This is a genomic window from Hyphomicrobium sp. GJ21 (assembly GCF_001006785.1).
Taxonomy (GTDB): Bacteria; Pseudomonadota; Alphaproteobacteria; order Rhizobiales; family Hyphomicrobiaceae; genus Hyphomicrobium_B.
Map to the genome: position 1 here is coordinate 60,538 of NZ_CDHO01000004.1, position 21,763 is coordinate 82,300.

Here is a 21,763-nt window from a genome sequence, read left to right on the forward strand (position 1 = left end):
TTCACAGAGCCAAAGGCGCATCGCTCGCCTGCTGATCTGACTGCTTCGCCAGTGCGTAGGCGCGCGCTGTAACCGCATTCAGCGAATTTTCGACGGCCAAGCGTGCCTTCTCCATCGCCGCGTCATCCGCATCGGCGGCGACGAAAATCGGATCGCCGCCAACCACCGCAAGCTTCGAAAACGGCATGTTCACCGTCATCTTGCTCCACGTATTGAGCACCGCGTAACGTGACGTCGCCGCCGCCACCGGTATGATAGGTCGGCCGGAAAGGCGCGCGAGCGTAACAATGCCGTCTCCAGCGACGCGCGGCTTGGATGCAGGAACGTCTGCCGTCATGGCGACGATCGTTCCCTGCTCCAGGGCGTGATGAGCGGCTCTCAGAGCATAAACACCGCCGCGATTCTTCTTCCGCCGTCCCGCTCCAGCGCCGCGAATGGCGGAGATGCCGAATTTTTTGAGAACGTGCGCCATGATCTCCGCATCCCCATGACGCGCGACCATCGCGGACACATTGAATTCCCGCGTGTTGAGATCCGCGAGCATCATGAACTGGCCGTGCCACATCGCCATGATGAACGGCACTTGCGCACGCAGGCGTTCGATGAGATCGGGGGGCTCGTGGACGGTTCGGGATGTTGCTTTGACAGTCCGGATGAGGCCAGCCGCCATGGGCGCCGAAATTTTTGCCAGCAACGTGGTTCGAACAGATCTCTTCATCTCAGAAGGGTGCAGTGTGGGGCCGAAAAGCAGTGAATCTTAGTCGTCTTGGACCTCCGAAATCAACCGCCTTAAAACCTCTGTTGGATATGATCGACATTTGTGCAACCCGGTATGTCATTGGCCTGACGGAACGTCTCGCATCGCTTCCCGGAACAGCGAAAGCCGCATGATCCGGTCGCCCTCTTCATCGGCCATCATCTGCAACGTCTGCTTCTTTTCGAGAATGTACGCAGGCGCCGCATCGGCGTCGTACTCTATGAGGTAGCGCGTGTTATCGATGAGATCGGCAAGCTTGATGAGCTTCGCCTCCCACGGCGCGCGCGCAAGCCGCCACGCCGACATGAGCTTGCGAACCTTCCGTGTGCCTTGATCGTCATCAGTCAGCCAATAGACGAGCCGCGCGACGTCGGTGCCGAAGCCGTCGATAATCTCGCCCATACTGGTATCGGTCTTCTCGACCGTATCGTGCAGATACGCGGCGGCAATGACGACCGGCTGCGCGATCCCATGACTCCGCAAAATCTCAACGACGCCCTCGATATGCACCGTATAGGGAAGGGAATCGTGTTTCCGGGTCTGATGCCCGTGCTTTCGAGCCGAAAAGGCCTGCGCGTCTTGAACCAACGACGTCATTGGCTCTCAAATCCATTCATCAGCTTGGGCACAAAGGCCGGATCCGGCGAGTGTCAATACCGGCGCATTTCTTGTCGTCAAGCGATCAGCGCAAATCCCAATCCGATCATAATCGCGACGGTGGAAAGCAAAAACGCGGAGATCAGCACGATGAGGAGAAAATAGCCGTCCGAATCGTCATCCTCGTTCACGTTTAGCTGATGCTTTAGTGGGTTGTGCATTGTCGAAACTCAGAGCGCCTCAACTTGGCAAACAGTCGTTTGAAACGTCGGCAGGCCGATGAAGTTCCCTGGCACCCCGCGCCAAAATTAATTGCGCGAACGTAGTGCGCACATGTGTCATGTGCGGCGTTCTTAATTCTCGCAACACGCTGCGCGATCTCAGCGTTCCGGCGCCGTTCATTCGAAAAAAACACCGTTGCTCAGGAACTTGCGCATGGCGGAACGCGTGAGATTAAGCGCGGGCCTTCGCACGGAAATTCACTCAATTGGAGCAATCACGCACAAATTCAATGCAGATATGTCTGTCCCCGGCGCGTTCGCCGCAAGACCGCCGCGTCAGGTCGTAGTATCGATAAGTTCAATCCGATTGAGAGGTTTCCTGATGGGCGTTTTGACTGCGGCCTCCGAATTGCTGGAACTCAGCACGACGCTGCACAAGCTCATCCCGCCTCGCACGGGCGATGTGGATCGGACACTGGAATTGAGAGAGCAGAGATTCCGCCGCCTTCTTCGTTACGCCAATGCAAATTCCCCTTTTCATCGGCGGCGGCTCCAAGGCCGAGATCTCGCAACCTGCCGGATCGAAGATCTGCCGACTCTCAGCAAACCTGAGATGATGGCCAATCTCGATGACGTCTTTACCGACAGGTCGCTTCGCCGTGCGGACATCGAAGCCTTCATGGCCGATCACGCCAATCTCGGCGTATACTTCAAAGACAAATATGCGCTCTGTCACACATCAGGCAGCCAAGGTCAGCCGGCGCTGGTCGTCCAGGACAAGCACGCCATCATCACGAGCTTTGCGGCGCAGTTCGCTCGCGGCAACAAGATCAAACGCAGATTCTTGCCGCATATCGGGCGGCTCGTGAATCCGGCGCGCATGGTCATCATCACGCAGCGGCCGGGATTCTATCCGAGCAGCACGTTCTTTAATTATTTCCCGCGCGTCGCCACGCCCTATATCAAACTGCAGCGCATGTCCGTCTTCGATCCGATCGAGGAGATCGTGCAGCGGTTGAACGATTTCCAGCCGACTTTCATCACGGGCTACACCAGCTCGCTGGAATATCTCGCGCGCGAGCAGGAAGCCGGGCGGCTGAAGCTTCGCGAAGGCGGCAAGCTCGAGCAGATGAACAGCATGAGCGAGCCGCTGCCTCCGGCCGTCGCCGAGCGCATCGAAACGGCTTTCGGCGTGCATGTCACGAACAGCTACAGCATGGCGGAATGCATGGCGCTCAGTTGCGGCTGTCCTGTCTGCCGCGGCAGCCATCTCAACAGCGACCTCGCAATTCTCGAAGTCGTTGACGCGGACAATCGTCCGGTCCCGAAAGGCACGCCCGGCAGCAAGGTCCTGCTGACCAACCTCTACAACCTCGTGCAGCCGATCATTCGCTATGAGATCGACGACATCGTCACGATGAGCGAGAGCTCGTGCCCCTGCGGAAATCTTTTGCCGCTGATCGAGTCCGTCGGCGGCCGGGCGAAGGATCAGCTCTGGATCGAGGTCGACGGACAGAGCCGCGATTTGCCGATCTACGTCTTCCTCGCGGCGCTCGACAACGAAACCAATCTCGCCGAGCACCAGATCCTTCAGACCGGGGTCAATACCTTCGTTCTGCGCGCTGCCGCCCAGGCCGGCAAGGAGTTGTCGGCGGAGCGATTGCGCGCCTACGTGCATCAGTCGCTTGCGAGCGAAGGTATTGCCGATATCATCAAGCTCGACGTTGAGCTGGTCGAGAGGATCTTGCCGGATAAGTCCGGTAAGGTCAGCCGCGCGAAAAATTTATATGGCCAGGCATCCGGCGCAGGCCAATCGGTCTCTGCGTCATGTGCCATCGTCTGAGCAACCTGATCGGCGGCGCTCACTCCCGCCCGGCTTGACAAATTTCAACAAGCGCCCAATTTATAGGCATGTCCAAGGTTCGCGCCACATTTCTTCGGATTCACCGGCTCGCGGAAGCGTAGCCCCTGGTGCTCGGCCGTGCGCGCCCCGAGCCTAGGGGTACGTGCTTAGCCCGAGCGGAGCGCAGCCTCTCCCGAGGCATCCCACACAAAAAACATCGATGTGACCGGTCCGGCGCAGTGTCTGCGCTGGATTATCCGCATGTCATTTCAGGAAAGATAGGACGCCATGGTCCAATCAAATGAAGGCGCCGTGAAGCCTCGTATTGTCGTCAGCGACAACGATTTCAAGCGGCTGACCGATCTCGCGCTCGGCGCTATCGACCGGTTTCCGGAGGTTGCCCAAGAGCTTGAAATCGAGATGGGCCGAGCTGAGGTCGTGCAGGAGGCGTCGGTTCCGGCCAACGTCGTGCGTATGGATTCGACCGTAGAGTTCCGCACGGATTCCGCGCAGCAGCGGCGCGTGAAGCTTGTCTTCCCGGGCGAAGCCGACATTTCGCAGGATAAAATTTCTGTCCTGACGCCAATTGGCGTGGCGCTCATTGGTCTCGCCGCCGGTCAGTCGATCACCTGGACCGCCCGCGACGGCAAACAGCATACGCTGACGGTCATCGCGGTCGAACAGCCAGGCGCGGCTGCGAGCATCGTCGCGTTTGCCGATCGGAGAAAAGCTGCTCGATCGGCGACGGCTGACGATGATCCCGAACCGCCGCGCGCCGCCTGAGCGCGCAAGGAAATTTTCTCGACGTGATCAAGCCATAGGTTAGGGCGCGTGCATTGCATTCGCCCTTTTTCGGCTGCCGCGTTTTCGCGCTCCGGCCTACCGGCCCCAACGGTGACCCGTACGCCGCAATTCACGAAATTCTTGCACGCGCGAGCATTCTCAAATTGACACCGCAACCTGGGCATGGAGCTATCCGCCCAATATGTAAAACGGGGAGTATCCTATTCATGTATCGACATTTGTGTGTTGCACTGCTCATCGGCCTCGGTATGGCGGCTCAGACGACCAGTGCCGACGCGCGCTGGAACAAGCGCGGCGTGTGCAAGCCGGTTTTGGAAGGCGTTGCAACAGGCAAGGGATTGTTCGGCGAAGGCAGCGCGCGTGCGCGTCAGGCCGCCGTCGACAACTGGGAAGCCGCCGTCGAGAACCAGTACGGCCGCGCCTTCGCGAACTTTGACCGCGCCGCGAACGTGCGCTGGGATTGCGCGAAGAACGCACTGATCACAGCGAAATGCGTGGTGCTTGCACGCCCGTGCGCATCGCGCATCAGCGGCTAAGACAAGATCTGCCGAGGTCGGCGCGCTGATCGGATCGGCTTCACGCCGTTGCGATCAGCGATGCCGCCTTGGCATCAAGAACCCGAACGATCTGCTTCGGATCGAGCTTGATCTGAAGCCCGCGCTGACCGCCGTTGACGAAAACGGACTCGAGAGCGAGCGCCTGCTCCTCGATCACTGTCGGAACGCCGCGCCGTTGCCCGAACGGGCTGATGCCACCAACCTTGAAACCAGTGATGCGCTCCGCATCGTTGGGCTTCATCATCTCCGCCGACTTCGCTCCGAGCGCCGCCGCGAATTTCTTCATCGAGAGTTCGCAGTCGGACGGCAGAATTGCACACGCTGGCTTATTGTCGGCCATGATCATGAGAGTCTTCAGGACCTGAGCAGCCGGCACGCCGAGGGCGAGCGCCGCCTGCACGCCGATGCGATCCGCGCCGGGATCGTAGTCGTAGGACTGCAACGCATACGTGACGCCGCTGCGGTCCAGCATTTCCGTCGCGCGGGTCGCTTTTGACATTTGGCGTTCCTGAAGGGCTTGGTCGGCCGACGGCCGGTGGAGACTTGATGGCGAGGCGAGAGCTGGGCAATCTGCCGCCAGCTACGCCATGTGAGTCGGACGCATTTCTGACGTCAACCGGAGAGAGATCGGAAATGACAGCTTGGATCTTCGCAGCCTTGGCGTTCGGAGCGGCGGCCGCACTCCTCACGATGCGCAGACGGCGCACGGAAAAGCGCGAGTTCGACGAGCGAAGCGACGTCACCAAGATCGTATTAGCCGCCGACCGCCGCCGCAAGGATGCCAATGCCGCGGTGCGCTTCATGCGCGAGAAATAAGAGCGGCGATCTAGCGGAGGCCGTCGGCACGCGGCGCTAACAACATCGGGCCATAGTAGGCGACGAAGATTCCGAAGCTCGCGATCCACAGCACGCCGGAAAGCGAAATGAGCGGCGCGTAGAGAGACGGCAGGCACGCGGCTGCTATTCGCGTCAGCGTCGCAAGCGTGATCGCGGCATAAGCCATCGTCGTGATCGCGTCCGCGTGAAGCATCCGGCCGGTGTGCCCGAGAGACACCCGGCTCATCACGGCAAGCACCATCGTGCCCATTGCGCCGGCTGTCAGAGCGTGGATGGCCGCCGGCTCCGGAACGTGCTCGCCAAGGATGCTGGCGCCGAGAAGCGCCGCGCCGACGACGATCCAGAAATAGGCCACATGCAGGATCGCCAGTAGCGGCTCTGCAGTGGTTGCGAACCCACGCCAACGCAGCAAGCGCACGCCATTCAGTGCAGCCGCAGCCAGCAGAATGGCGCCGGATACGACGGACTTGGGGAAAAACACCCAGCCCAAAAGGCCGAGCGCCAAAGTCGCGACGGCAACGGCGTCGAAGCGCCCGGCGGGAGAGGGGAGCTTCTCCGCTTTGCGCATCATCAGCCAGTTGCGCGTGAAGGCCGGGATAATTCTTCCGGCGATCACCGACATCAGGAACACCACCGCCGTGATGCCGAGACGCCGTCCGAGGCCTGACGGAACCTGAACACCCAAAGCTTCGAGATGCGTAAGAATGTTCGCAATCAGAAGCACGGCGATCGGCACCGGCATTATGAGATTGCGATAGTTCCCGGCCAACACGATCTCGCGGGTCACGACGAGGCCGAGCGCCAACAGAAACACGCTATCGACAGCAACGCCCATCCAGACGGGCAGCAAAGCCGATGAAAAACAGGCGATCCGCCCGGCCACCCAAAGCGCGACAAGACCGATCAGCGGCAGTCCACGGACCGGCGCGCGCCCCGTCCAGTTGGGAATGGCCGTCAAAAGAAATCCCGCGATCGCCGCAGGAATGAATCCGAACAGCATCTCATGCACATGCCAGTCGATCGGAGCGAAACGGCTCGGCAAGGCCAGACCCTGCGTCAGGACAAGGACCCAAACAGCCAAAGCCAGTGCCGACCATAGGCTGGCGGCAAGAAACAGCGGACGAAATGCGATCGTCCAAACCGTCATGCTTTTTTTGTCTGCGACCGCCGCCCTTTGCACCGCGCGTCCCTTTCTGAGTTTCGACAGGAAATCTGTTCCTGCCTCACGGATAGGGGCATCGATACGGGGTCGCTTTGTTGCTCCGCAAACGGCGAGGCAACTCAGGCGGTCTCGTTGTCGCCGACGCGCTGGATCTCGGAAATCTTCGCAATCGTCAGATGCTGATCGCGTGTCGCAAGCCAGCCGGCCTTTTCCCAGGTCGTCAGCACGCGGCTGACGGAAAACAGCGTTGTTCCGCAGATGTCGGCGATGTCCTTGCGCCGTAATGGAAAACTGATCTTCACGCCGTCTGGAGTATCTCGGCCCGCCTGCTTGGAGAGGCGCAGCAGCGTATGCGCAATGCGGCGCTCGACGGGCTGCGTCGCGAGTTCGCGCAGCCGGTTTTGCGCTTCCTGGATGCGCTTCCCGACAATTTTGAGCGCGTTGATCGCGATTTGCGAATGGGCGCTCATGAGCTTGAGCAGATCGGTTTCGCTCCAGCTGAACTCGATGGCGTCGGTCAGTGTGTCAGCGTCGGCCGGATACTTCCCATCGGTAAACAAGGCCACCGTGCCGAACATTTCGCCGGGTCCGATGAAGCGCACGACGATCTGCCCGCCGTCGCTTCCCGTCTGCGCAATCCGGACGCTGCCTTCGACGAGGAGATGCGCCCTGACGTAGCCGTCGCCCTGATTGAATATCCGGGTATCGCGGGCCAGAGCACGGCAACGGGTAACGGCGATCACCTCGTCGAGAACGGACGGTGAAAGTCCCTCGAATAAATCGAGCGATGACAAGTCGTTGCGGGAAAACTGCGGGCCGGGCTTCATTGTGAAAGCACCCTAGCCGCTTCCTCTCGTTCTGGGGAGGCCCTTTGCGCCACCGCAAATGGACGAGCCGGGGAACGACCTAGCCTGCGAAGGCCCCTAGGCTGAACCGGTAAACGGCGGTGACATGATGAACGACGTGATTTTAGCCCGCGCGCTGCATGTCCTTGCCGTTGTGGTCTGGATTGGGGGCGTTGCAATGGCAACTAGCATCGTCATGCCGGCGGTCCGCCGAGGCGATCTCGGGCCCGACCGGGTCAAGGCGTTCAGCGCTATCGAAAGCCGTTTCAAATGGGTGGCCCGCGCAATGGTGGTGATCGTGGGCCTGACCGGGCTCTATATGGCTGAACGGCTCGAGATTTGGGACCGCTTCATGTCAGCCGGGTTCTGGTGGATGCACGCAATGGTCCTGGTCTGGCTGCTATTTGCCTTTGTGCTGTTCATCGCTTCGCCGTTCATCCTGCACGGCCGGTTCCGGCGCTGGGCAACCGAGCGGCCGGACGTCGCCTTCTCCTGGCTCGAGAAGGCACACTGGGTGCTTCTTGTGCTTGCGCTGATTACGGTTTTTGGCGCCGTAGCCGGAAGCCACGGCTGGTAATGGTCGAGCCGCGCCGCCGCCGCACGCAAAGCATCCGAAATTGCAACACTTATGAATAACCTTGCCGGGTGGAGGAACCTTTGCCCACCTTGACGCATTGAACGCCTACCCCCCTGGCACGCTAAGTCCTGGAATGGGGATGAGGGTGTAGATGACGGACGCGGCTCTTGCAGAGATGAGGGGGGCCTCACCGAATTTTCGGATACTCCTGGTCGAGGACGAGATTTTGATCCGCCTTGCGATGGCGGATGATCTCCGCCACGCCGGGTTTACTGTCGTTGAGGCGTCCAACGCCGACGAGGCCCTCCATGTTCTGAGCACGATGCCCGACATTGCGCTCGTCGTGACGGACATTCGCATGCCCGGACGCATGGACGGGGTAGGTCTCGCGAACTGGATTCGCAGCAACGCACCACTGGTCAAAATCGCGATTGCTTCGGCCAGCATCGAAACCGGCATGGACCGGACCTTCGATGCCGTATTGAGCAAGCCGATCCTGCCGTCGCATCTGATCGCCAGCGTACGAAAGTTGCTGCCGCGGGCGGAACAGACGGACGAGGAAACTCGTTAGTCTCCCTGTGAGCGAACCAAACCCAAAAAATGTCGACGCGACCGTTCTGGTGATTGAGGACGACATCCTCATTCGCATGCCGATCGCGGCTTACCTTCGCCATTGCGGGTATCGCGTGATCGAAGCATCCGGTAGCGCGGAAGCTTTGACCGTTCTGAACCAGGTAGATTTGAAGATTGACGTTGTTCTCACCGATTCTGAGCTGGAATCCGGAGCAGGCGGCTTTGCGGTCGCAAGGTGGATTCGCGACAACCGGCCGAATATCGACGTCATCCTCGCAGGCTCGCCGAGACGCGCGGCCGAGCAGGCTGGCGAGCTGTGCTCGAAAGGCCCTCACCTCAGGCAGCCTTACCAACACACGCAGGTGGAAATGGAAATCCGCACGTTGTTGGAGGGGCGCCGGAAGCGTTCGCAAGAATCCGAAACATCCGGCTCCGCTTAAATCGGAGAACGCCTCGGGGCGTCGCCCTGCTTTTTCAGAAGCAGCACGAGAGGGATGAGCAGCAGGAAGCTCAGCGTCACGAAGCCGAACGCTTCCAGGAAACCGATCATCGTCGCCTGCCGGCTGAGTTCCAGAGCCAGAACCTGCATCGCGCCCGGATCTGGCACAGTCAGCCCAGTCGCGTCCTGCCACTGCGCCAGCGCCGGGTTATAGGGATCGATCCCGGCGCCGAGGGTCTGCCAATTGGAATGGCTTGCGCGCGTCAGCACGGTCGCAGCGATGGCGATCCCGATCGAACCGCCGATCGTGCGCGCGAGATTGAAAATGCCAGCCGCCTGGTCCGTGGCGTCTTGCGGCAGCGTTTGATACGCGAGCGTGGAAAGCGGCACGAAGATCATGCCCATGCCGAGGCCTTGCACGATGCCCGGCGCGATAATCCAGAACACGTCGACGTCCAGATTATACCACGTGGTCGCGTACGTCCCCGCGGAGGCAAGCGTCAGGCCGATGAGTACGAGCCATCTGGGTTCGAACCGATTGATGGTCGTGGCGACGAACACCATGCCCATCGCGACCGCGATTCCGCGCGGCGCCATCACGAGCCCCGCCGTGCTTGCAGGATATCCGAGCAGATGCTCGAGGAATAACGGCTGCAACGCGATCGTGCTGAGCATTCCGACGCCGAACGCCATGATCATGAACGTAGCCGTCGAGAGATTATGGTCGCGCAAAAGGCTGAGTTTCAAAATGGCGTCGGACCGCTTGTAGCTTCTGACCGCGAACGCGACGAGGCAGAACGTCGAGACGAAAATCAGCGCGATGATGAAATTCGATTGCAGCCAGCCATCGCCGTTGCCGCGATCGAGCAGCATCTGCAGACTGCCGACGCCGACGGCGAGCAGCAGCGCCCCGATCCAATCCGCGACCGCGCTCGATTTCGGAGTCTGCTTCAGAAACACGAGGATCATCGCCAGATTGACGAGGCCGATAGGCACGTTGATGTAATAGACCCATCGCCAGCCCAGATGATCGGTAATGAAACCGCCGACCGTCGGGCCCATGATCGGGCCGAGCAGAATGCCGATGCCCCAGATAGCCATGGCCTTGCCACGGTTCCGCGCTTCGAACGTGTCGACCATGATGGCTTGCGAAAGCGGGACGACGCTCGCACCGAACGCGCCCTGCAGCAGCCTGAAGATGACCATTTGCGCCAGCGTCTGCGCCTGGCCGCAGAGCATCGAGGCAACCACGAAACCGGCGACGCTCACGAAGATGACGCGTTTGCGTCCGAAGCGCGCGGCGAGGAAGCCACTGGTCGGAATGACGATGGCTTCGGCAACGATATAGGAGGTCAAAACCCACGTGATCTGATCCGGCGTCGCGCCGAGCGCACCCATCATGTGGGGCAACGCGACGTTGACGACGGTCATATCGAGAATGACCATCAGCACCGCGAGAAGCACGGCCGACGCAGTCAGAACCTTGCTGGCCGTGCTCTCAGAAGCGGTATCACTGAGCGCCACTGCCGGAGCCCTTGCTCGTGGTGTCGACGGTTACTGCTGCCGAGGCTCCGATCCGAAGCTCCGGATCTCCTGCCTTCGGCGTCAGTCCGATCCGCACCGGGAAGCGCTGGGTTGTCTTCACCCAGTTGCCCGTCGAGTTCTCCGCCGGCAGAAGCGAGAACGACGCGCCGCTGGCCGGGCTCACGGCTTCGACTTCGCCGTTGAATTCATGTGACGGATAGAGATCGATCGTCACGGTGGCTTTCTGGCCCGCCGCGATGCGCGACAGGTCCGTCTCCTTGAAGTTCGCATCGACCCACCATTTCGACGTGTCGATGAGAGGGAAGAGGCTCATGCCAGCTTTGGCGATTGATCCCGGCCGCACGCGAACCTTGCCGATGATGCCGTCAACCGGCGCTTTGATCGTTGCATGATCGAGTTCGAGGCGCGCCTCATCGACGCCAGCCTGTGCCTGATCGACGTTGGCTTTGGCCGCAGGCGACTGCGCTGCTGGACCCGTTGCCTGCTGCTGCGCGAGCGTCAGTTTCGCTTCCGCCGCTTTGAGTGCAGCTTCGAACGGTGCGGGATCAAGCCGAACCAGAACGTCGCCCGTCTTCACCGTGGTGAATTCCTTGGCGTTGACCTCGGTAACGAGGCCGGACGCGAGCGGAGCGATCGGAACGATATTGGCCTGGATGTAGGCATTGTCCGTCGACGGATGAAGCACGGAATGTTGCCAGTAAGCGTAACCAGCCGCGATCGCCGCGAGCGTCGCGACAAGACCGGCGATCGCTGGCCAGCTGCGCAACACGTCTTTCTTCTGAGCCCCGGAAGTTGTTATCGCCGCCGAGGAGGGATTGGCGTTGGGCCGAGGTTTTTGTCCTTGCTGCATTTTCGCGTTCTTTTGATTTTGCGGCACCTTCGAAGATGCATCTTGCATGCGGGCCTCGTTCGGCTTGTTTTCGGCAATCGCTGAGAAACGAAAGATGCCTTTAGTTCAACGGCGACCTTGTGAGTATAGAGCGGAGAATATGAAGACGTTTATGACGCGCTCGGCTTTCTATACTTCATCCGCGGCGGTGGCTGGGATCTATTCGTCGCATGGTGTCCGGATAATGTCCGGTCGCCGGGAACCTTCGGAGCGTCCCTTGCGTCTAGCGTCGGTCAGACGAATGGGAGCCCCGTCCGATGCCGCGCGCTTCAAATCCCGGTCGCCAAGATCAGCCTGAGAACGCTTTTTGGCGTCATCGTGCGCGAAATATTAGGGCTTTCCTGAATATGCGCGTCTTCCGCCGCCAGCAGTCGGCACCGTCCAAATTAACGTTTTCGATTGCTGACCGCGCCAATGGAAGACGCAGCCGATTGCAAACGTGCTGCGAGCGAGCACTCGATGCTCACACGGTCGAGGATGCAATCTTCTGGCATAGTGAAGTGATTAACGAACTCTCGGTCGAGATTTTTTCGATTTCGGCGATGCCTTGGTCGCAAGCGAAAAAGGAGCGAATACTCGCGGAATTGGCCGATCTGCAAAATCGGCATGGCGCCATTCTTCACCGATTGACCGGGATTGTTGCGCGCAGCGAACAGCTTGTCTGGCAGCCCGCTTCAATCTGCAAAAAGTAGAGGCGCTTTTTCTCACGTAGGGTCGTCCCGCCCGTCGCCGCGTTACCGCGTGAACACCTTTTCCATGAGAACCTGCCGGCGATGTGATTTGGCGCGCTGCTCGTCGTCGCCAAGAACCGCGCGAACCTCATTAAGCTTCGACTTGAGCACTTCGTAATCGGCTTCGATCGCAGCTTTCGCCAAGCGAATTTCGCGAAATGAGCGCTCACTCGACGGATCGGAATCGCGAGAAATATGCGCTTTTTGCAGGCGGCCCACCGACTGGATGAGACTCTCCAGGCGCGACAGACACGTCGCTATCGCAGTCTCGGGGTTGCGCATCGGCATTGATCTCCGGCTTGCTGTCACGCAGCCTTCGAAGTGCGAAAATCCGATGCATAAACTTCGTCGAGAACCTGATGCAGTTGGTGGCGAGCCTGTTTCAGATGCTCCGAGCAATCCTCACGATTGACCGTAGCCGAGAGCGCGCCCTTTTTGAGATCGCGTTCCAGATCGCAGACCGCTTTGAGCACATGATAAACTTGATTGATCGCTTTCGTACGCATGTCGCGCTCCCATGTCGTTCCCTTCGCTAACGGCGCAACGCGCGCTCGGGTTCCTCTTGCGCGCGAGAGTGCGGCGCGACAGGGCCCATGAAATCTTGATCACAATGTCAGTGCCAGCCGCAACTCGGCCGCATTTGAAATCCGACGTGCAAGGAACCAACGCAGGCTCGCGCTTGCGAGCGATCAACGGAATGCCGACGCCATTCTGCGTTCCGTGCACCTCCCCGTTTACCCGGGGGCGGCGGGGAGGTGTGTTGCCGCGCTGGATCGTGCCGCGCTGGCGTCCCCATCAGCATCAGCATCATGAGATCGCCGATAAAAATACCCCGGCGGACGAAGCCGCCGGGGCTACACCAGCTAGGAGATTGCCGGGCTGGAGAGCCCTGGCAGAAACCATATTATCGAAATGCTGCCGCCCCGCGAGCCGTGAATCGGCTAGCTATCCATCAAGCCTATGCCTTTCGTACTATACGCAGCCAACTCACCGAGAACTATTGGCGCATGCAGTACTTCGTATCGGCGACAGCTTCGGCTTCTTCCAGCAGCGCTTCCGCGAGATCTTCCGCTTGTGAAACGCTGAGACCGTACGCGGGCTCGTCTTCGAACCGAAGCATGACGACGGGTTCGTGGCGTCCGTGCCCGACGGCATAGCGTTTGGGAAGTTTCGTGAGCCGGGCTGCTCGCGCTGCGTCCGCAGGCGCCGCTTGCGACGCGATCGCGATGAGTGCGGCGAGTGCATCAGGACCAAGGCTCACGGTCTGAACCTGTCCGGCAGCATCCGAAAGCGCGATTTCCAGACGCGCGTTTGCCCCATCCATCTTGGAGTTGGCAATCATGTCGGCGAAAAACGTCTTGGCCATCGCTGCTCTCCCCACCGTCGGGAGAATCGCTAACAAGATTCGCGCGGAGTGTGTGGCGCACGCCGATCGGACTCACAAAAAAGAAAGGCCCGCGAACGGACCTTTCTCTGGAAACTGGGGACAATTACGGATCAGAGACCCTTCGACCAGCTGTCGATTTCCTCTTTCGCCTTGTCCTTGGCGTAGCCATAACGCTCCTGAAGAACGCCTTCGAGCTGTTCGCGATTTCCGTTGACGCGAGCAAGATCGTCATCGGTGAGATCGCCCCACTTCTCTTTGACCTTACCGGTGAACTGCTTCCAATTGCCTTCGATGCGATCCCAATTCATTTGCATCCTCCTCTGTTGCGACAACTTCGGACAAGCAACGTTTTGAGTGCGCGCAAGTTCCCTTTTTGCGCACGCAGATCGCGTCGGCGTGTGGTGGTCGCTGTGTTGAATTGGGTTTAGTGATCGTGTTCGTCGATCATTTATTTCAAATGTTGGGACGCAAGCGCGCACGTCGACTGCGGTGGCGCTCTCATCGGAACAAAATGGCATCCTCAGGCATTTTAGTTTCCCGAAGCATAATTGCACCCGTCAGGCCGTAGTGGCTGAGATCATCACTTTGCGCCGGGTGCGAAAGGAGGCCGCTGTGCATCCCTGGTTAGCAGTATGGATATGGTCCGAGGCCATATCGCGTATCGTTCGGGATTCCATTCTTGGCGTTTCGAACAACGGCGTCGCGGTTCAGCCTTTCGAGGCGGCCCGTCGACCGATCCGTCTCGGCGATTACTTCCAGACGGAGATCGTCACGCATCCTCTTCCTTCGAACCTGCTCGACCGTCTCGCCGACCTATATTGGACTGAGCGGGAATCCGAACTTCCAATTTAACAGCTGACGAACGTGATATGAAAAAGCCCCGGTCTCATAAGTGAGACGCGGGGCTTTGTTCATTTCGCCTTCGGACCTAATCGCAGTAGCGATAGCCGTTTCGCCAATAGCAGTCGCGTTCGTAGGCACCTGCTGCGCCCGCTGCGATGGCAGCTCCGATTCCGAGCGCGATCCAGCGACCATTGCGCCAGTATCCGCGGCCCCGATGATGATACCGTCCGTAGCCGTGGTGTCCGCCACCGTACGAATAGTGCTTGCCGCGATAGTGACGTGGCCCTGCATCGGCCGCAGGAACCGCCGCAGTCATGACAAATGCCGCCGCTCCAAGAGCAGCAAGCGAGCAAACATATTTTTTCATTTGTGCCTCGTTGACTAGCCAGGAACGTCGCTCCCGGATCTGCAGTCAAAACGCTTTGCAGATCGAATAGTTGCGGTGAGAGGGCAGCCCAATCGCGAGATCCGTTTGTTTTAACTCAATTTGTATGGTCCTCGCGCGTCAAGGGATCTGACGGCTTCCCGCAACCTCCTTCCCCAAAAACGAAATCCAAAGGATGCACATCGGTGTCGTAATACCCATGTCGTAATGGCTGATACGCATGATCGTGCATTGTCGTCGGCCGCACCTCGCGGCAAATCTCCGGCCGAGATGAATTGGGAGTAGATCGCAAAATGATAATCGACAAGCGAAGTCTGGCTAAGGCGGCAGCGATGGTTGTGGCGGCGGGATTTTTGATCTCGACCGCTTCCGCTGAAGATTTGAAGCACGTCGCGCTGCCCGGAAACAGCGTCTATCCGGAAAGCATAGCCGCGGCATCAGACGGAACGCTTTATATAAGCGGACTTGCTTCGGGTGGCGTCTTTCGCGTCAAGCCCGGGGCTTCGGTAGCAGAAGAATGGATCAAGCCCGGAGCCTACGACACGCGCTCGACATTTGGCGTGCTGGTCGATGAAGCGAAGGGATTGCTGCTCGTTTGTTCGAACGACGCGTCTGGCATCGGCGTGCCGGGGCCGGGTGCGGTCCCAGGGACTTTCATCAAAGGCTTCGATCTGAAAACGGGTGAAGGCAAGCTCAGCGTCGCGTTCCCGAAAGCCGGCAGCATCTGCAACGATTTTGCGATCGCCGAGGACGGATCAATTTTCGCCACGAACACATCATCACCGCAGATTTTGCGACTGAAGCCCGGATCGAACCAGCTTGAAGTCTGGCTCGAAAGCGCGGACTTCAATCAGCCCAAGGAAGGCGCGGGCCTCGATGGCATCGCATTCGGCGGCGACGGCAATCTCTATGTGAATACCTACACCAACGGCGAACTGTATCGCGTCGATGTGAAAGACGGGAAGCCGGGCAACATCACGAAACTCAAGACCTCTCGCCCGCTGAAGCTCGCGGATGGTTTGCGTTCGACGGGCGGGCAATCCTTCATCATGGCCGAAGGAAGCGGCAGCATCGATCGCCTGACGGTGAATGGCGACGAGGCCAATGTCGAGACGATCAAGGATGGTCTTGCCGGTCCGACATCTGTCGCGCTCGTCGGAAATACGTACTGGGTGCCCGAAGGCCAGCTCGCACACCTCTTCGATGCCAAAAGCGGTCCTCCGACCCTGCCTTTCCGGATCGTTGCAGTTTCAGCGGGCGAGTAATCTCCGTTGATCACGACGCTTGAAGCGAACGAAGCAAGGAGTCGTAAGATGGCTATTCGAGTATTGAGCCGCGGTGCGTATTGCGCGGTTCTCGGCGGAGCATTGTTTGCGGCGCAGCCGCTCTCTGCTCCCGCCGCCCACAGTCAGGAAAAAGACTGCCCCGCATCCGAAGTAGGCATCACGTTGCCCAAAGGCTTCTGCGCAACGATCTTCGCGGACAAAGTTGGCCACGCGCGCCAAGCCGTGGTTGCGCCGGACGGCACGCTGTATCTGAACACCTGGAGCGGCGTCTATTACAACAACGACACCCCGCACGAGGGCGGATTTCTCGTCGCGTTGAAAGACACGAAAGGAACGGGCGTAGCGGATGTCGTCTCCCGCTTCGGCCCGACCTTCGCCGAGGGTGGTCACGGCGGCACGGGCATCGCCCTTTATAAGAACTGGCTCTACGCCGAGATCAACGATCAGATCGTTCGCTACGATATCAGCGAAGGCGCGCCTGCGCCCGACGCCAAGTCCGAGACGATCCTGAGCGGCATGCCAATTACCGGCGATCATCCGATGCATCCGATTGCGATCGATACCGACGGCAATCTGTTCGTTGCGATGGGTTCGGCGACCAACACATGCGAAATCAAAAATCGCATGCCGCACTCGCTCGGCTACGATCCTTGCACCGAGATGGAAACGCGTGCCGGCATCTGGCGCTATGACGCGAACACGCCGGGACAGGTTTTCTCGGCGAAAGAGCGTTATGCGTCCGGCATCCGCAATCCTGAAGGCTTGGATTTCGACGCCGCGGGCCGCTTCTATTCCACGCAGCATGGCCGCGATCAGCTGCATGAGAATTGGCCGAAGCTGTACACCGCCGCGCAGGGCTTCGAGCTTCCCGCTGAAGAAGTCATGATCGTCAAGAAGGACGCGTGGTACGGCTGGCCCAAGTGCTATTACGATCCGGTCCAGAAGAAGTCAGTTCAGGCTCCCGAATACGGCGGCGATGGCGGCAAGAAAGTCGGCGACTGCGATAAAGCGGAAGGACCGATCGCGGCATATCCCGCACACTGGGCTCCAAACGATCTCAAGATCTACAAGGGCTCGCACTTCCCGAAAGCCTACGTGGGCGGTGCGTTTATCGCTTTTCATGGATCGTGGAACCGCGCGCCGTCACCGCAAGCGGGCTACAATGTCGTGTTCCAGCCCCTCGCGGACGGCAAGCCCTCGGGCGATTACGTTGTCTTCGCGGATGGGTTCGCAGGCCGTCACAAGGATCCGGGACGCGCAGCGCATCGTCCGTCTGGACTCGCAGTTGCACCAGATGGTGCACTGTTCATAACGGATGACGCAGGCGGCCGCGTCTGGCGCGTGACGTTCTCAGGTGATGCGGGCGTTGGCGTCCAAGCGGCGCCGGCTCCTGCGGTCGCAGCTGCGACGTCTCCCGACGCAACGCCACCGGAAGGCGTGCATCCCAATGCAGGCAAGGAAGCCGCGCTGCCCGTTCCGGAAGGCGCGACTGCCGAGCAGGTCGCGCTTGGCAAGAAAATCTTTCACGGCGAAGAAGCTGGCGCGACCTGTTCCGGCTGCCACGGAGCCGATGGAATCGGAACGCCCGTCGGCCCGGCGCTGAACACCGCCAAATGGCTTTGGAGCGACGGCAGCTTTGCCGCTCTCACCAGCACCATCAAGGACGGCGTGCCCGAGCCGAAGCAGCATCCGGGTGCGATGCCCCCGATGGGCGGCGTGACGCTTTCAGACGGCGATCTAAAGGCTGTTGCGAGCTACGTCTGGGCCATCGGGCACCGGCAGTAGGTGCCGCTAAAGCAGAACAACCGAGCCGGGCGGGACCGCGAACTCCTGCCCGGGTGCGGGATCGGCCGGGTCGTGTATGATCATCCGAGCGCGGCGTTTGATGCCGCCTGGGACCGACGCCGAGACCGATCGAAACCGACGTGATGCAGACATCTGAGCTAGAGGACACGCAGAAAAAAGGCGCGCGATCGCGCCCCGAGCGCATGCAGGCGCTCGCGACGTTGCCCGTATTCTTCAAGCTCGCTGGCAAGCGCGCCGTCGTCGCCGGCGGCAATGAGCCCGCGCTCTGGAAAGCCGAGCTTTTAGCCGCGACGGGCGCTCACGTCGAAGTCTACGCGGAAACCTTTGTCCACGGCTTCGAAGCACTCGCGTCGACGCCGCCGAACGGTTCTGTGAGACTGAATAGAAGGCGATGGACGCCGGCTGATCTCGCAGATGCCGCGATCGCCGTCGGCGCCAGTGAGGACGATGACGACGCCGCCGCCTTCGCCGCTGCGGCGCGTGCCGCGGGCGCGCCTGTCAACGTCGTCGACCGTCCGGCATTCTGTGATTTTCAGTTTGGTGCCATCGTTAATCGCTCGCCGCTGGTTCTTTCGATTTCGACCGACGGCGCCGCGCCGGTCTTGGCTCAGGCGATCAGGTCGCTCGTCGAAGCGCTGTTGCCGGATGGTTTGAAGCGCTGGGTCGAGGTGGCGAAGGTTTGGCGCACGAAAGGCGGCCAGCTCGGCGACACGCCCGCAGCAAAGCGGCGATTCTGGAACCGCTTTGTCGATCTTGCCATGCGTGAGGCGCAGCGCGAACCGCGTGACGCCGACTTCGACGAGCTTGCGCGTTCGCCCGGCAAAGCGCCGCCCTCCGTCGCGATCGTCAAAGTCGGCGACGACGCAGATACGCTGACACTCCGCGCCCTGCGCGTCCTTCGCATGGCCGACATAATTTTCTTGGACGCGGCGGTTCCGCCCGCCGTTCTCGATTTTGCACGCCGTGAAGCGCAGCGGGTCTCCGTTGATCCCGGCGCAAGCGGTACGACGGTCGAGAGGATCGTTGACGCGGCAAGAAACGGCGAACGCGTCGTTCGCCTCATTGCCGTATCGTCGGGTGCCGCAGAGGCGTCTGCCGGCGCGCTGTCGCGTGCTTTGCGCGACGCAGGATTGGAGACGCCGGAAATCACGTTCGCACCATCTCCCGCCAAGGATGCGACCTGATCCGCCGTCAGCAATTACGCCCGCCGTGAACACAATTCGCCATGACCGCCGCGCCACACTTCGCGAGCGCAGTTGCGGGCGGCATAAAACGGCCAAAAATATCACATAATTTCAGTGCGTTATAGGAAGTTGGCTCTTCCAGCCTTGGCTTGGAATGGTGTCGGCTCTTGTTTATAGTGCCTGCGGGGGTCCGCTCGGTTCAAAGTCCAGCCACGGGTCGGGCGATAGGCACATCGCTCTTCTTGGTGTGGGGCATTGGCCGCACGGTCGTGACTCCGCGTTGCCTTTTGTTTCGGAGTCGCGTGCGAATGCGCTGCAATCCCCTCTATTGGCTATTGGGCATTGTCCCGATTGCGGCGCTGAGCTGGGTGGCTGTGCAAGTCCAGCACGAAGACATCGAAAGCGATCTCGCGCGCCGCACCTCGGAAGCATTGAAGCGCGCCAATCTCACCTGGGCGACCCCGCACGTCAGCGGCCGCGATATCGTTCTCACCGGCAAAGCGCCCGAGGAACGCGGCCCGATGCTGGCCGAAGGATATGCGCGCAACGTCTGGGGCGTGCGCGTCGCATACAACCGGTCGGGGCTCATAGAGCACGTCGCAAATTATCATTGGTCGGTGGCCTCAGATGGCGCGGGACGGCTCAGGTTGGCGGGCGACGTTCCTTCGGAACAGGCGCGACGCTCCTTGCTTGATACGGCGAAAGCCGCGTTTCCGTCTGCGGCCGTCAGCGACGGCATGCGCCTCGCACGCGGCTCGGTCGATCCCGATGCGTGGCTCGCCGGCGCGCAGTTCAGTTTGAAGACGCTGGCCGGGCTGAAACGGGGCGAGGCCGAACTCGCTGAACTCGATCTCTCGATGCGAGGCGAAGCCGCAACGTCGGATGCGTACCGTCGCGCAAAGACGGCGCTCGCCAAGCAGAGGCCGCCCCGCGTCGCGCTTGCGGATGAGAAAATCAGCCTGCCGATGGCGCGGCCCTACACCTGGAACGCGCGCAAGGGCGGTGACGGATTCCTGATCGAAGGCTACGCGCCGGGCGATGACGTTCGAGGCCGGCTGGTTGCGCGCGCCAAGACGCTCTTCGGCAAGATGTCATTCACTGACCGCACCGACATCGCCGACGGCGCGCCCGATGGCTGGGAAAAAGCCGTCGTCATCGCGCTCGAGCAGCTGGCGCAGCTAAAATCGGGTGACGTCGCGTTCAGCGGGAGAGACCTGACGTTCTCGGGAGAAGCCGCCGACGAGCAGGTGGCCGCCGCCGTGAGCCGCTCGCTGAAACTCGACGTGCCGCAGAACTTCAAGATCGTCGACCGCATTCGCTATCCGAAACCCGATCTCTTTCCTGCAGGCTCCGGCTACGTGATGGGCATCGTCAATAATGGCGCGGCCATTGATGTCATCGGCATGACGCCGAGCCAGGCGGCGAGGGCGGCGCTCGTCGATGCGGTCAAGGCACGCTTCCCGGGACGCGCGGTGAACGACAAGACGCAGGTGGCGCCTGGAGCCCCCGAGGGCTGGCAGCAATGCGTCGTCGCAGGCCTTGCATCGCTCTCGCGGCTGACCAAAGGCAAGTCGCTGCTCTCAGATCGCAAGCTCGAGCTTACCGGCGAGACGGACGACTACGCGACGTCGCAATCGGTGGCCGGAGACGTCAAGGCGGCGGCCGGACAGACCTGCGAAACGACGGCCAACGTCACCTTCGTCGGCAAGATGAAGACTGACCTCGCCTGGAAAGCAACGCGCGCGCCGAACGGCATGATCACGCTCGAAGGCGATGCGCCGGACGATCCCGCCCGCGTGCGCGTCATCGAGACGGCACAACGCATTTATCCCGGCGAAAGCATCACCGATCAGATGAAGATCGTCGGAGCCCCGCCCGAACCGTGGCAAGCGGCGACGCGCGTCGCGCTCGAACAGCTCGCGCGGCTCAGGCGTGGCGATGTCCAGATGTCCGGCAAAGAGGTGATGATCCAAGGCGCTGCGGAAAGCGAACGCGTCGCCGATGAAATTCGCAGTGTCCTGTCGACCGATCTGCCGCCGGGCTTCAAAGTCCGCGACGCGATCACCGTGATGACCGGCGAGGAAAAAGCGGCCGACAGCTGCCAGACGCTGATGCGCCAGACATCGGCGAAAGGAACGATCAACTTCGAGCGCGCCAAGGCGGATCTGACCGCCGACAGCACGCAGACGCTGCGCGATCTCGTCGAAGTCGCCAACGAATGCCCGGCGTTCAGCATCGAAATCGAAGGTCACACCGACGCCGAAGGCACCGACGAGCGCAATCAGCGGCTCTCGGATCGCCGTGCGCGAGCGGTCGCCGATTTTCTCACTCAGAATGGTGTGAGCGCACGGCGCTTGTCGACGATCGGCTACGGCGCAACCCGTCCGGTCGCCGATAACGCGACGGAGACGGGCCGCGCCAAAAATCGCCGCATCGAATTCAACGTCAAAGTCAATTGAGCAGGCACAGTCGCTTCGAGGACCGGGTTCATGGAT

The 21,763-nt window shown here is 60.6% G+C and carries 26 protein-coding genes; 13 read left to right on the forward strand and 13 right to left on the reverse strand.

Features of this window, described 5'->3' with window-relative positions; genetic code table 11:
• Window position 1: 1 nt before the first annotated feature.
• The 3 genes from HYPGJ_RS17880 to HYPGJ_RS19380 form a co-directional block, all read right to left on the reverse strand.
• A complete protein-coding gene (locus HYPGJ_RS17880) occupies window positions 2-670 on the reverse strand; it encodes a lysophospholipid acyltransferase family protein (RefSeq protein ID WP_244466287.1) in 669 nt (222 codons plus the stop codon).
• Between the two features lie 165 nt (window positions 671-835).
• The gene (locus tag HYPGJ_RS17885) at window positions 836-1,354 is read right to left on the reverse strand and encodes an HD domain-containing protein (RefSeq protein ID WP_046848580.1); all 519 of its coding nucleotides are present in this window, start codon (window positions 1,352-1,354) and stop codon (window positions 836-838) included.
• 77 nt (window positions 1,355-1,431) lie between these two features.
• Window positions 1,432-1,575 carry a hypothetical protein gene (locus tag HYPGJ_RS19380; RefSeq protein ID WP_200185787.1) on the reverse strand — a complete coding sequence of 48 codons (144 nt, stop codon included), beginning with the start codon at window positions 1,573-1,575 and terminating at the stop codon, window positions 1,432-1,434.
• Window positions 1,576-1,957: 382 nt separating this feature from the next.
• Between HYPGJ_RS19380 and HYPGJ_RS17890 the strand changes: the two genes are divergently transcribed.
• The 3 genes from HYPGJ_RS17890 (at window position 1,958) to HYPGJ_RS17900 (ending at window position 4,758) form a co-directional block, all read left to right on the forward strand.
• The gene (locus HYPGJ_RS17890; RefSeq protein WP_046848581.1) at window positions 1,958-3,418 is read left to right on the forward strand and encodes an AMP-binding protein; all 1,461 of its coding nucleotides are present in this window, start codon (window positions 1,958-1,960) and stop codon (window positions 3,416-3,418) included.
• Window positions 3,419-3,706: 288 nt separating this feature from the next.
• Window positions 3,707-4,201, forward strand: coding sequence for a nucleoside diphosphate kinase regulator (gene rnk / locus HYPGJ_RS17895; protein WP_046848582.1), 495 nt, complete (start codon window positions 3,707-3,709; stop codon window positions 4,199-4,201).
• A 227-nt stretch (window positions 4,202-4,428) separates the two neighbouring features.
• On the forward strand, window positions 4,429-4,758 hold the full coding sequence (locus HYPGJ_RS17900) for a hypothetical protein (RefSeq protein WP_046848583.1): 330 nt from the start codon (window positions 4,429-4,431) through the stop codon (window positions 4,756-4,758).
• 40 nt (window positions 4,759-4,798) lie between these two features.
• On the opposite strand, the gene ybaK is transcribed toward HYPGJ_RS17900, so the two are convergent.
• The gene (gene ybaK, locus HYPGJ_RS17905; RefSeq protein ID WP_046848584.1) at window positions 4,799-5,278 is read right to left on the reverse strand and encodes a Cys-tRNA(Pro) deacylase; all 480 of its coding nucleotides are present in this window, start codon (window positions 5,276-5,278) and stop codon (window positions 4,799-4,801) included.
• A gap of 134 nt (window positions 5,279-5,412) precedes the next feature.
• Between ybaK and HYPGJ_RS17910 the strand changes: the two genes are divergently transcribed.
• Entirely contained in the window at window positions 5,413-5,595 is a 183-nt protein-coding gene (locus tag HYPGJ_RS17910; RefSeq protein ID WP_046848585.1) for a hypothetical protein, read from the forward strand.
• A gap of 10 nt (window positions 5,596-5,605) precedes the next feature.
• On the opposite strand, the gene HYPGJ_RS17915 is transcribed toward HYPGJ_RS17910, so the two are convergent.
• Together HYPGJ_RS17915 and HYPGJ_RS17920 are read right to left on the reverse strand one after the other, a co-directional pair.
• Complete coding sequence (locus HYPGJ_RS17915; RefSeq protein ID WP_052750969.1) at window positions 5,606-6,763, reverse strand: NnrS family protein; 1,158 nt, start codon at window positions 6,761-6,763, stop codon at window positions 5,606-5,608.
• A gap of 134 nt (window positions 6,764-6,897) precedes the next feature.
• Entirely contained in the window at window positions 6,898-7,605 is a 708-nt protein-coding gene (locus HYPGJ_RS17920) for a Crp/Fnr family transcriptional regulator (RefSeq protein ID WP_046848587.1), read from the reverse strand.
• A gap of 127 nt (window positions 7,606-7,732) precedes the next feature.
• Here HYPGJ_RS17920 and HYPGJ_RS17925 point away from each other — a divergent pair, with 127 nt between their 5' ends.
• The 3 genes from HYPGJ_RS17925 to HYPGJ_RS17935 all read left to right on the forward strand — a co-directional run bounded on the left by HYPGJ_RS17925 (window position 7,733) and on the right by HYPGJ_RS17935 (window position 9,213).
• On the forward strand, window positions 7,733-8,200 hold the full coding sequence (locus HYPGJ_RS17925) for a membrane protein (RefSeq protein ID WP_046848662.1): 468 nt from the start codon (window positions 7,733-7,735) through the stop codon (window positions 8,198-8,200).
• Window positions 8,201-8,351: 151 nt separating this feature from the next.
• Entirely contained in the window at window positions 8,352-8,771 is a 420-nt protein-coding gene (locus tag HYPGJ_RS17930) for a response regulator (RefSeq protein WP_046848588.1), read from the forward strand.
• Window positions 8,772-8,778: 7 nt separating this feature from the next.
• Window positions 8,779-9,213 carry a response regulator gene (locus tag HYPGJ_RS17935; protein WP_046848589.1) on the forward strand — a complete coding sequence of 145 codons (435 nt, stop codon included), beginning with the start codon at window positions 8,779-8,781 and terminating at the stop codon, window positions 9,211-9,213.
• Here the strand turns inward: HYPGJ_RS17935 and HYPGJ_RS17940 are convergent.
• A complete protein-coding gene (locus tag HYPGJ_RS17940; RefSeq protein ID WP_046848590.1) occupies window positions 9,210-10,736 on the reverse strand; it encodes a DHA2 family efflux MFS transporter permease subunit in 1,527 nt (508 codons plus the stop codon). The two genes, HYPGJ_RS17935 and HYPGJ_RS17940, sit on opposite strands and share 4 nt — an antisense overlap.
• The gene (locus HYPGJ_RS17945; RefSeq protein ID WP_244466288.1) at window positions 10,723-11,526 is read right to left on the reverse strand and encodes an HlyD family secretion protein; all 804 of its coding nucleotides are present in this window, start codon (window positions 11,524-11,526) and stop codon (window positions 10,723-10,725) included. The genes HYPGJ_RS17940 and HYPGJ_RS17945 overlap by 14 nt, the downstream gene beginning before the upstream one ends.
• Window positions 11,527-11,903: 377 nt before the next feature.
• Between HYPGJ_RS17945 and HYPGJ_RS17950 the strand changes: the two genes are divergently transcribed.
• Window positions 11,904-12,338: a hypothetical protein gene (locus HYPGJ_RS17950; protein ID WP_143440553.1), complete on the forward strand. Its 435-nt coding sequence runs from the start codon at window positions 11,904-11,906 to the stop codon at window positions 12,336-12,338.
• A gap of 42 nt (window positions 12,339-12,380) precedes the next feature.
• On the opposite strand, the gene HYPGJ_RS17955 is transcribed toward HYPGJ_RS17950, so the two are convergent.
• From HYPGJ_RS17955 to HYPGJ_RS17970, 4 genes are all read right to left on the reverse strand, one after another.
• Complete coding sequence (locus HYPGJ_RS17955) at window positions 12,381-12,659, reverse strand: hypothetical protein (protein ID WP_046848593.1); 279 nt, start codon at window positions 12,657-12,659, stop codon at window positions 12,381-12,383.
• 23 nt (window positions 12,660-12,682) lie between these two features.
• Window positions 12,683-12,883 (reverse strand): hypothetical protein, encoded by a 201-nt coding sequence (locus tag HYPGJ_RS17960; protein ID WP_046848594.1) that lies wholly within the window; start codon window positions 12,881-12,883, stop codon window positions 12,683-12,685.
• A gap of 491 nt (window positions 12,884-13,374) precedes the next feature.
• Entirely contained in the window at window positions 13,375-13,743 is a 369-nt protein-coding gene (locus tag HYPGJ_RS17965) for a hypothetical protein (protein WP_046848595.1), read from the reverse strand.
• 131 nt (window positions 13,744-13,874) lie between these two features.
• The gene (locus HYPGJ_RS17970) at window positions 13,875-14,072 is read right to left on the reverse strand and encodes a CsbD family protein (protein WP_046848663.1); all 198 of its coding nucleotides are present in this window, start codon (window positions 14,070-14,072) and stop codon (window positions 13,875-13,877) included.
• Between the two features lie 304 nt (window positions 14,073-14,376).
• Between HYPGJ_RS17970 and HYPGJ_RS17975 the strand changes: the two genes are divergently transcribed.
• Window positions 14,377-14,616 (forward strand): hypothetical protein, encoded by a 240-nt coding sequence (locus HYPGJ_RS17975; protein WP_046848664.1) that lies wholly within the window; start codon window positions 14,377-14,379, stop codon window positions 14,614-14,616.
• Between the two features lie 76 nt (window positions 14,617-14,692).
• Here HYPGJ_RS17975 and HYPGJ_RS17980 read toward each other — a convergent pair whose 3' ends face one another.
• Complete coding sequence (locus tag HYPGJ_RS17980) at window positions 14,693-14,974, reverse strand: hypothetical protein (protein WP_046848596.1); 282 nt, start codon at window positions 14,972-14,974, stop codon at window positions 14,693-14,695.
• A 311-nt stretch (window positions 14,975-15,285) separates the two neighbouring features.
• Between HYPGJ_RS17980 and HYPGJ_RS17985 the strand changes: the two genes are divergently transcribed.
• From HYPGJ_RS17985 to HYPGJ_RS18000, 4 genes are all read left to right on the forward strand, one after another.
• On the forward strand, window positions 15,286-16,257 hold the full coding sequence (locus HYPGJ_RS17985; RefSeq protein ID WP_046848597.1) for a hypothetical protein: 972 nt from the start codon (window positions 15,286-15,288) through the stop codon (window positions 16,255-16,257).
• Window positions 16,258-16,305: 48 nt separating this feature from the next.
• Complete coding sequence (locus HYPGJ_RS17990; protein WP_046848665.1) at window positions 16,306-18,063, forward strand: PQQ-dependent sugar dehydrogenase; 1,758 nt, start codon at window positions 16,306-16,308, stop codon at window positions 18,061-18,063.
• Between the two features lie 143 nt (window positions 18,064-18,206).
• The gene (locus HYPGJ_RS17995; RefSeq protein WP_046848598.1) at window positions 18,207-19,268 is read left to right on the forward strand and encodes an NAD(P)-dependent oxidoreductase; all 1,062 of its coding nucleotides are present in this window, start codon (window positions 18,207-18,209) and stop codon (window positions 19,266-19,268) included.
• Between the two features lie 308 nt (window positions 19,269-19,576).
• Window positions 19,577-21,727 (forward strand): OmpA family protein, encoded by a 2,151-nt coding sequence (locus HYPGJ_RS18000; protein ID WP_046848599.1) that lies wholly within the window; start codon window positions 19,577-19,579, stop codon window positions 21,725-21,727.
• Window positions 21,728-21,763: the final 36 nt, after the last annotated feature.

Bases quoted from the DNA above. Each gene is read 5' to 3' on its own strand.
- HYPGJ_RS17960 (WP_046848594.1), bottom strand. From the start codon at position 12,883: ATGCGTACGAAAGCGATCAATCAAGTTTATCATGTGCTCAAAGCGGTC.
- HYPGJ_RS17985 (WP_046848597.1), top strand. From the start codon at position 15,286: ATGATAATCGACAAGCGAAGTCTGGCTAAGGCGGCAGCGATGGTTGTG.
- HYPGJ_RS17950 (WP_143440553.1), top strand. From the start codon at position 11,904: ATGCCGCGCGCTTCAAATCCCGGTCGCCAAGATCAGCCTGAGAACGCT.
- HYPGJ_RS17970 (WP_046848663.1), bottom strand. From the start codon at position 14,072: ATGAATTGGGATCGCATCGAAGGCAATTGGAAGCAGTTCACCGGTAAG.
- HYPGJ_RS19380 (WP_200185787.1), bottom strand. From the start codon at position 1,575: ATGCACAACCCACTAAAGCATCAGCTAAACGTGAACGAGGATGACGAT.
- HYPGJ_RS17880 (WP_244466287.1), bottom strand. From the start codon at position 670: ATGGCGGCTGGCCTCATCCGGACTGTCAAAGCAACATCCCGAACCGTC.
- HYPGJ_RS17900 (WP_046848583.1), top strand. From the start codon at position 4,429: ATGTATCGACATTTGTGTGTTGCACTGCTCATCGGCCTCGGTATGGCG.
- HYPGJ_RS17995 (WP_046848598.1), top strand. From the start codon at position 18,207: ATGCAGACATCTGAGCTAGAGGACACGCAGAAAAAAGGCGCGCGATCG.
- HYPGJ_RS17925 (WP_046848662.1), top strand. From the start codon at position 7,733: ATGAACGACGTGATTTTAGCCCGCGCGCTGCATGTCCTTGCCGTTGTG.
- HYPGJ_RS17890 (WP_046848581.1), top strand. From the start codon at position 1,958: ATGGGCGTTTTGACTGCGGCCTCCGAATTGCTGGAACTCAGCACGACG.
- HYPGJ_RS17955 (WP_046848593.1), bottom strand. From the start codon at position 12,659: ATGCGCAACCCCGAGACTGCGATAGCGACGTGTCTGTCGCGCCTGGAG.
- HYPGJ_RS17920 (WP_046848587.1), bottom strand. From the start codon at position 7,605: ATGAAGCCCGGCCCGCAGTTTTCCCGCAACGACTTGTCATCGCTCGAT.
- HYPGJ_RS17965 (WP_046848595.1), bottom strand. From the start codon at position 13,743: ATGGCCAAGACGTTTTTCGCCGACATGATTGCCAACTCCAAGATGGAT.
- HYPGJ_RS17930 (WP_046848588.1), top strand. From the start codon at position 8,352: ATGACGGACGCGGCTCTTGCAGAGATGAGGGGGGCCTCACCGAATTTT.
- HYPGJ_RS17885 (WP_046848580.1), bottom strand. From the start codon at position 1,354: ATGACGTCGTTGGTTCAAGACGCGCAGGCCTTTTCGGCTCGAAAGCAC.
- rnk (WP_046848582.1), top strand. From the start codon at position 3,707: ATGGTCCAATCAAATGAAGGCGCCGTGAAGCCTCGTATTGTCGTCAGC.
- HYPGJ_RS18000 (WP_046848599.1), top strand. From the start codon at position 19,577: ATGCGCTGCAATCCCCTCTATTGGCTATTGGGCATTGTCCCGATTGCG.
- HYPGJ_RS17910 (WP_046848585.1), top strand. From the start codon at position 5,413: ATGACAGCTTGGATCTTCGCAGCCTTGGCGTTCGGAGCGGCGGCCGCA.
- HYPGJ_RS17990 (WP_046848665.1), top strand. From the start codon at position 16,306: ATGGCTATTCGAGTATTGAGCCGCGGTGCGTATTGCGCGGTTCTCGGC.
- HYPGJ_RS17980 (WP_046848596.1), bottom strand. From the start codon at position 14,974: ATGAAAAAATATGTTTGCTCGCTTGCTGCTCTTGGAGCGGCGGCATTT.
- HYPGJ_RS17915 (WP_052750969.1), bottom strand. From the start codon at position 6,763: ATGACGGTTTGGACGATCGCATTTCGTCCGCTGTTTCTTGCCGCCAGC.
- ybaK (WP_046848584.1), bottom strand. From the start codon at position 5,278: ATGTCAAAAGCGACCCGCGCGACGGAAATGCTGGACCGCAGCGGCGTC.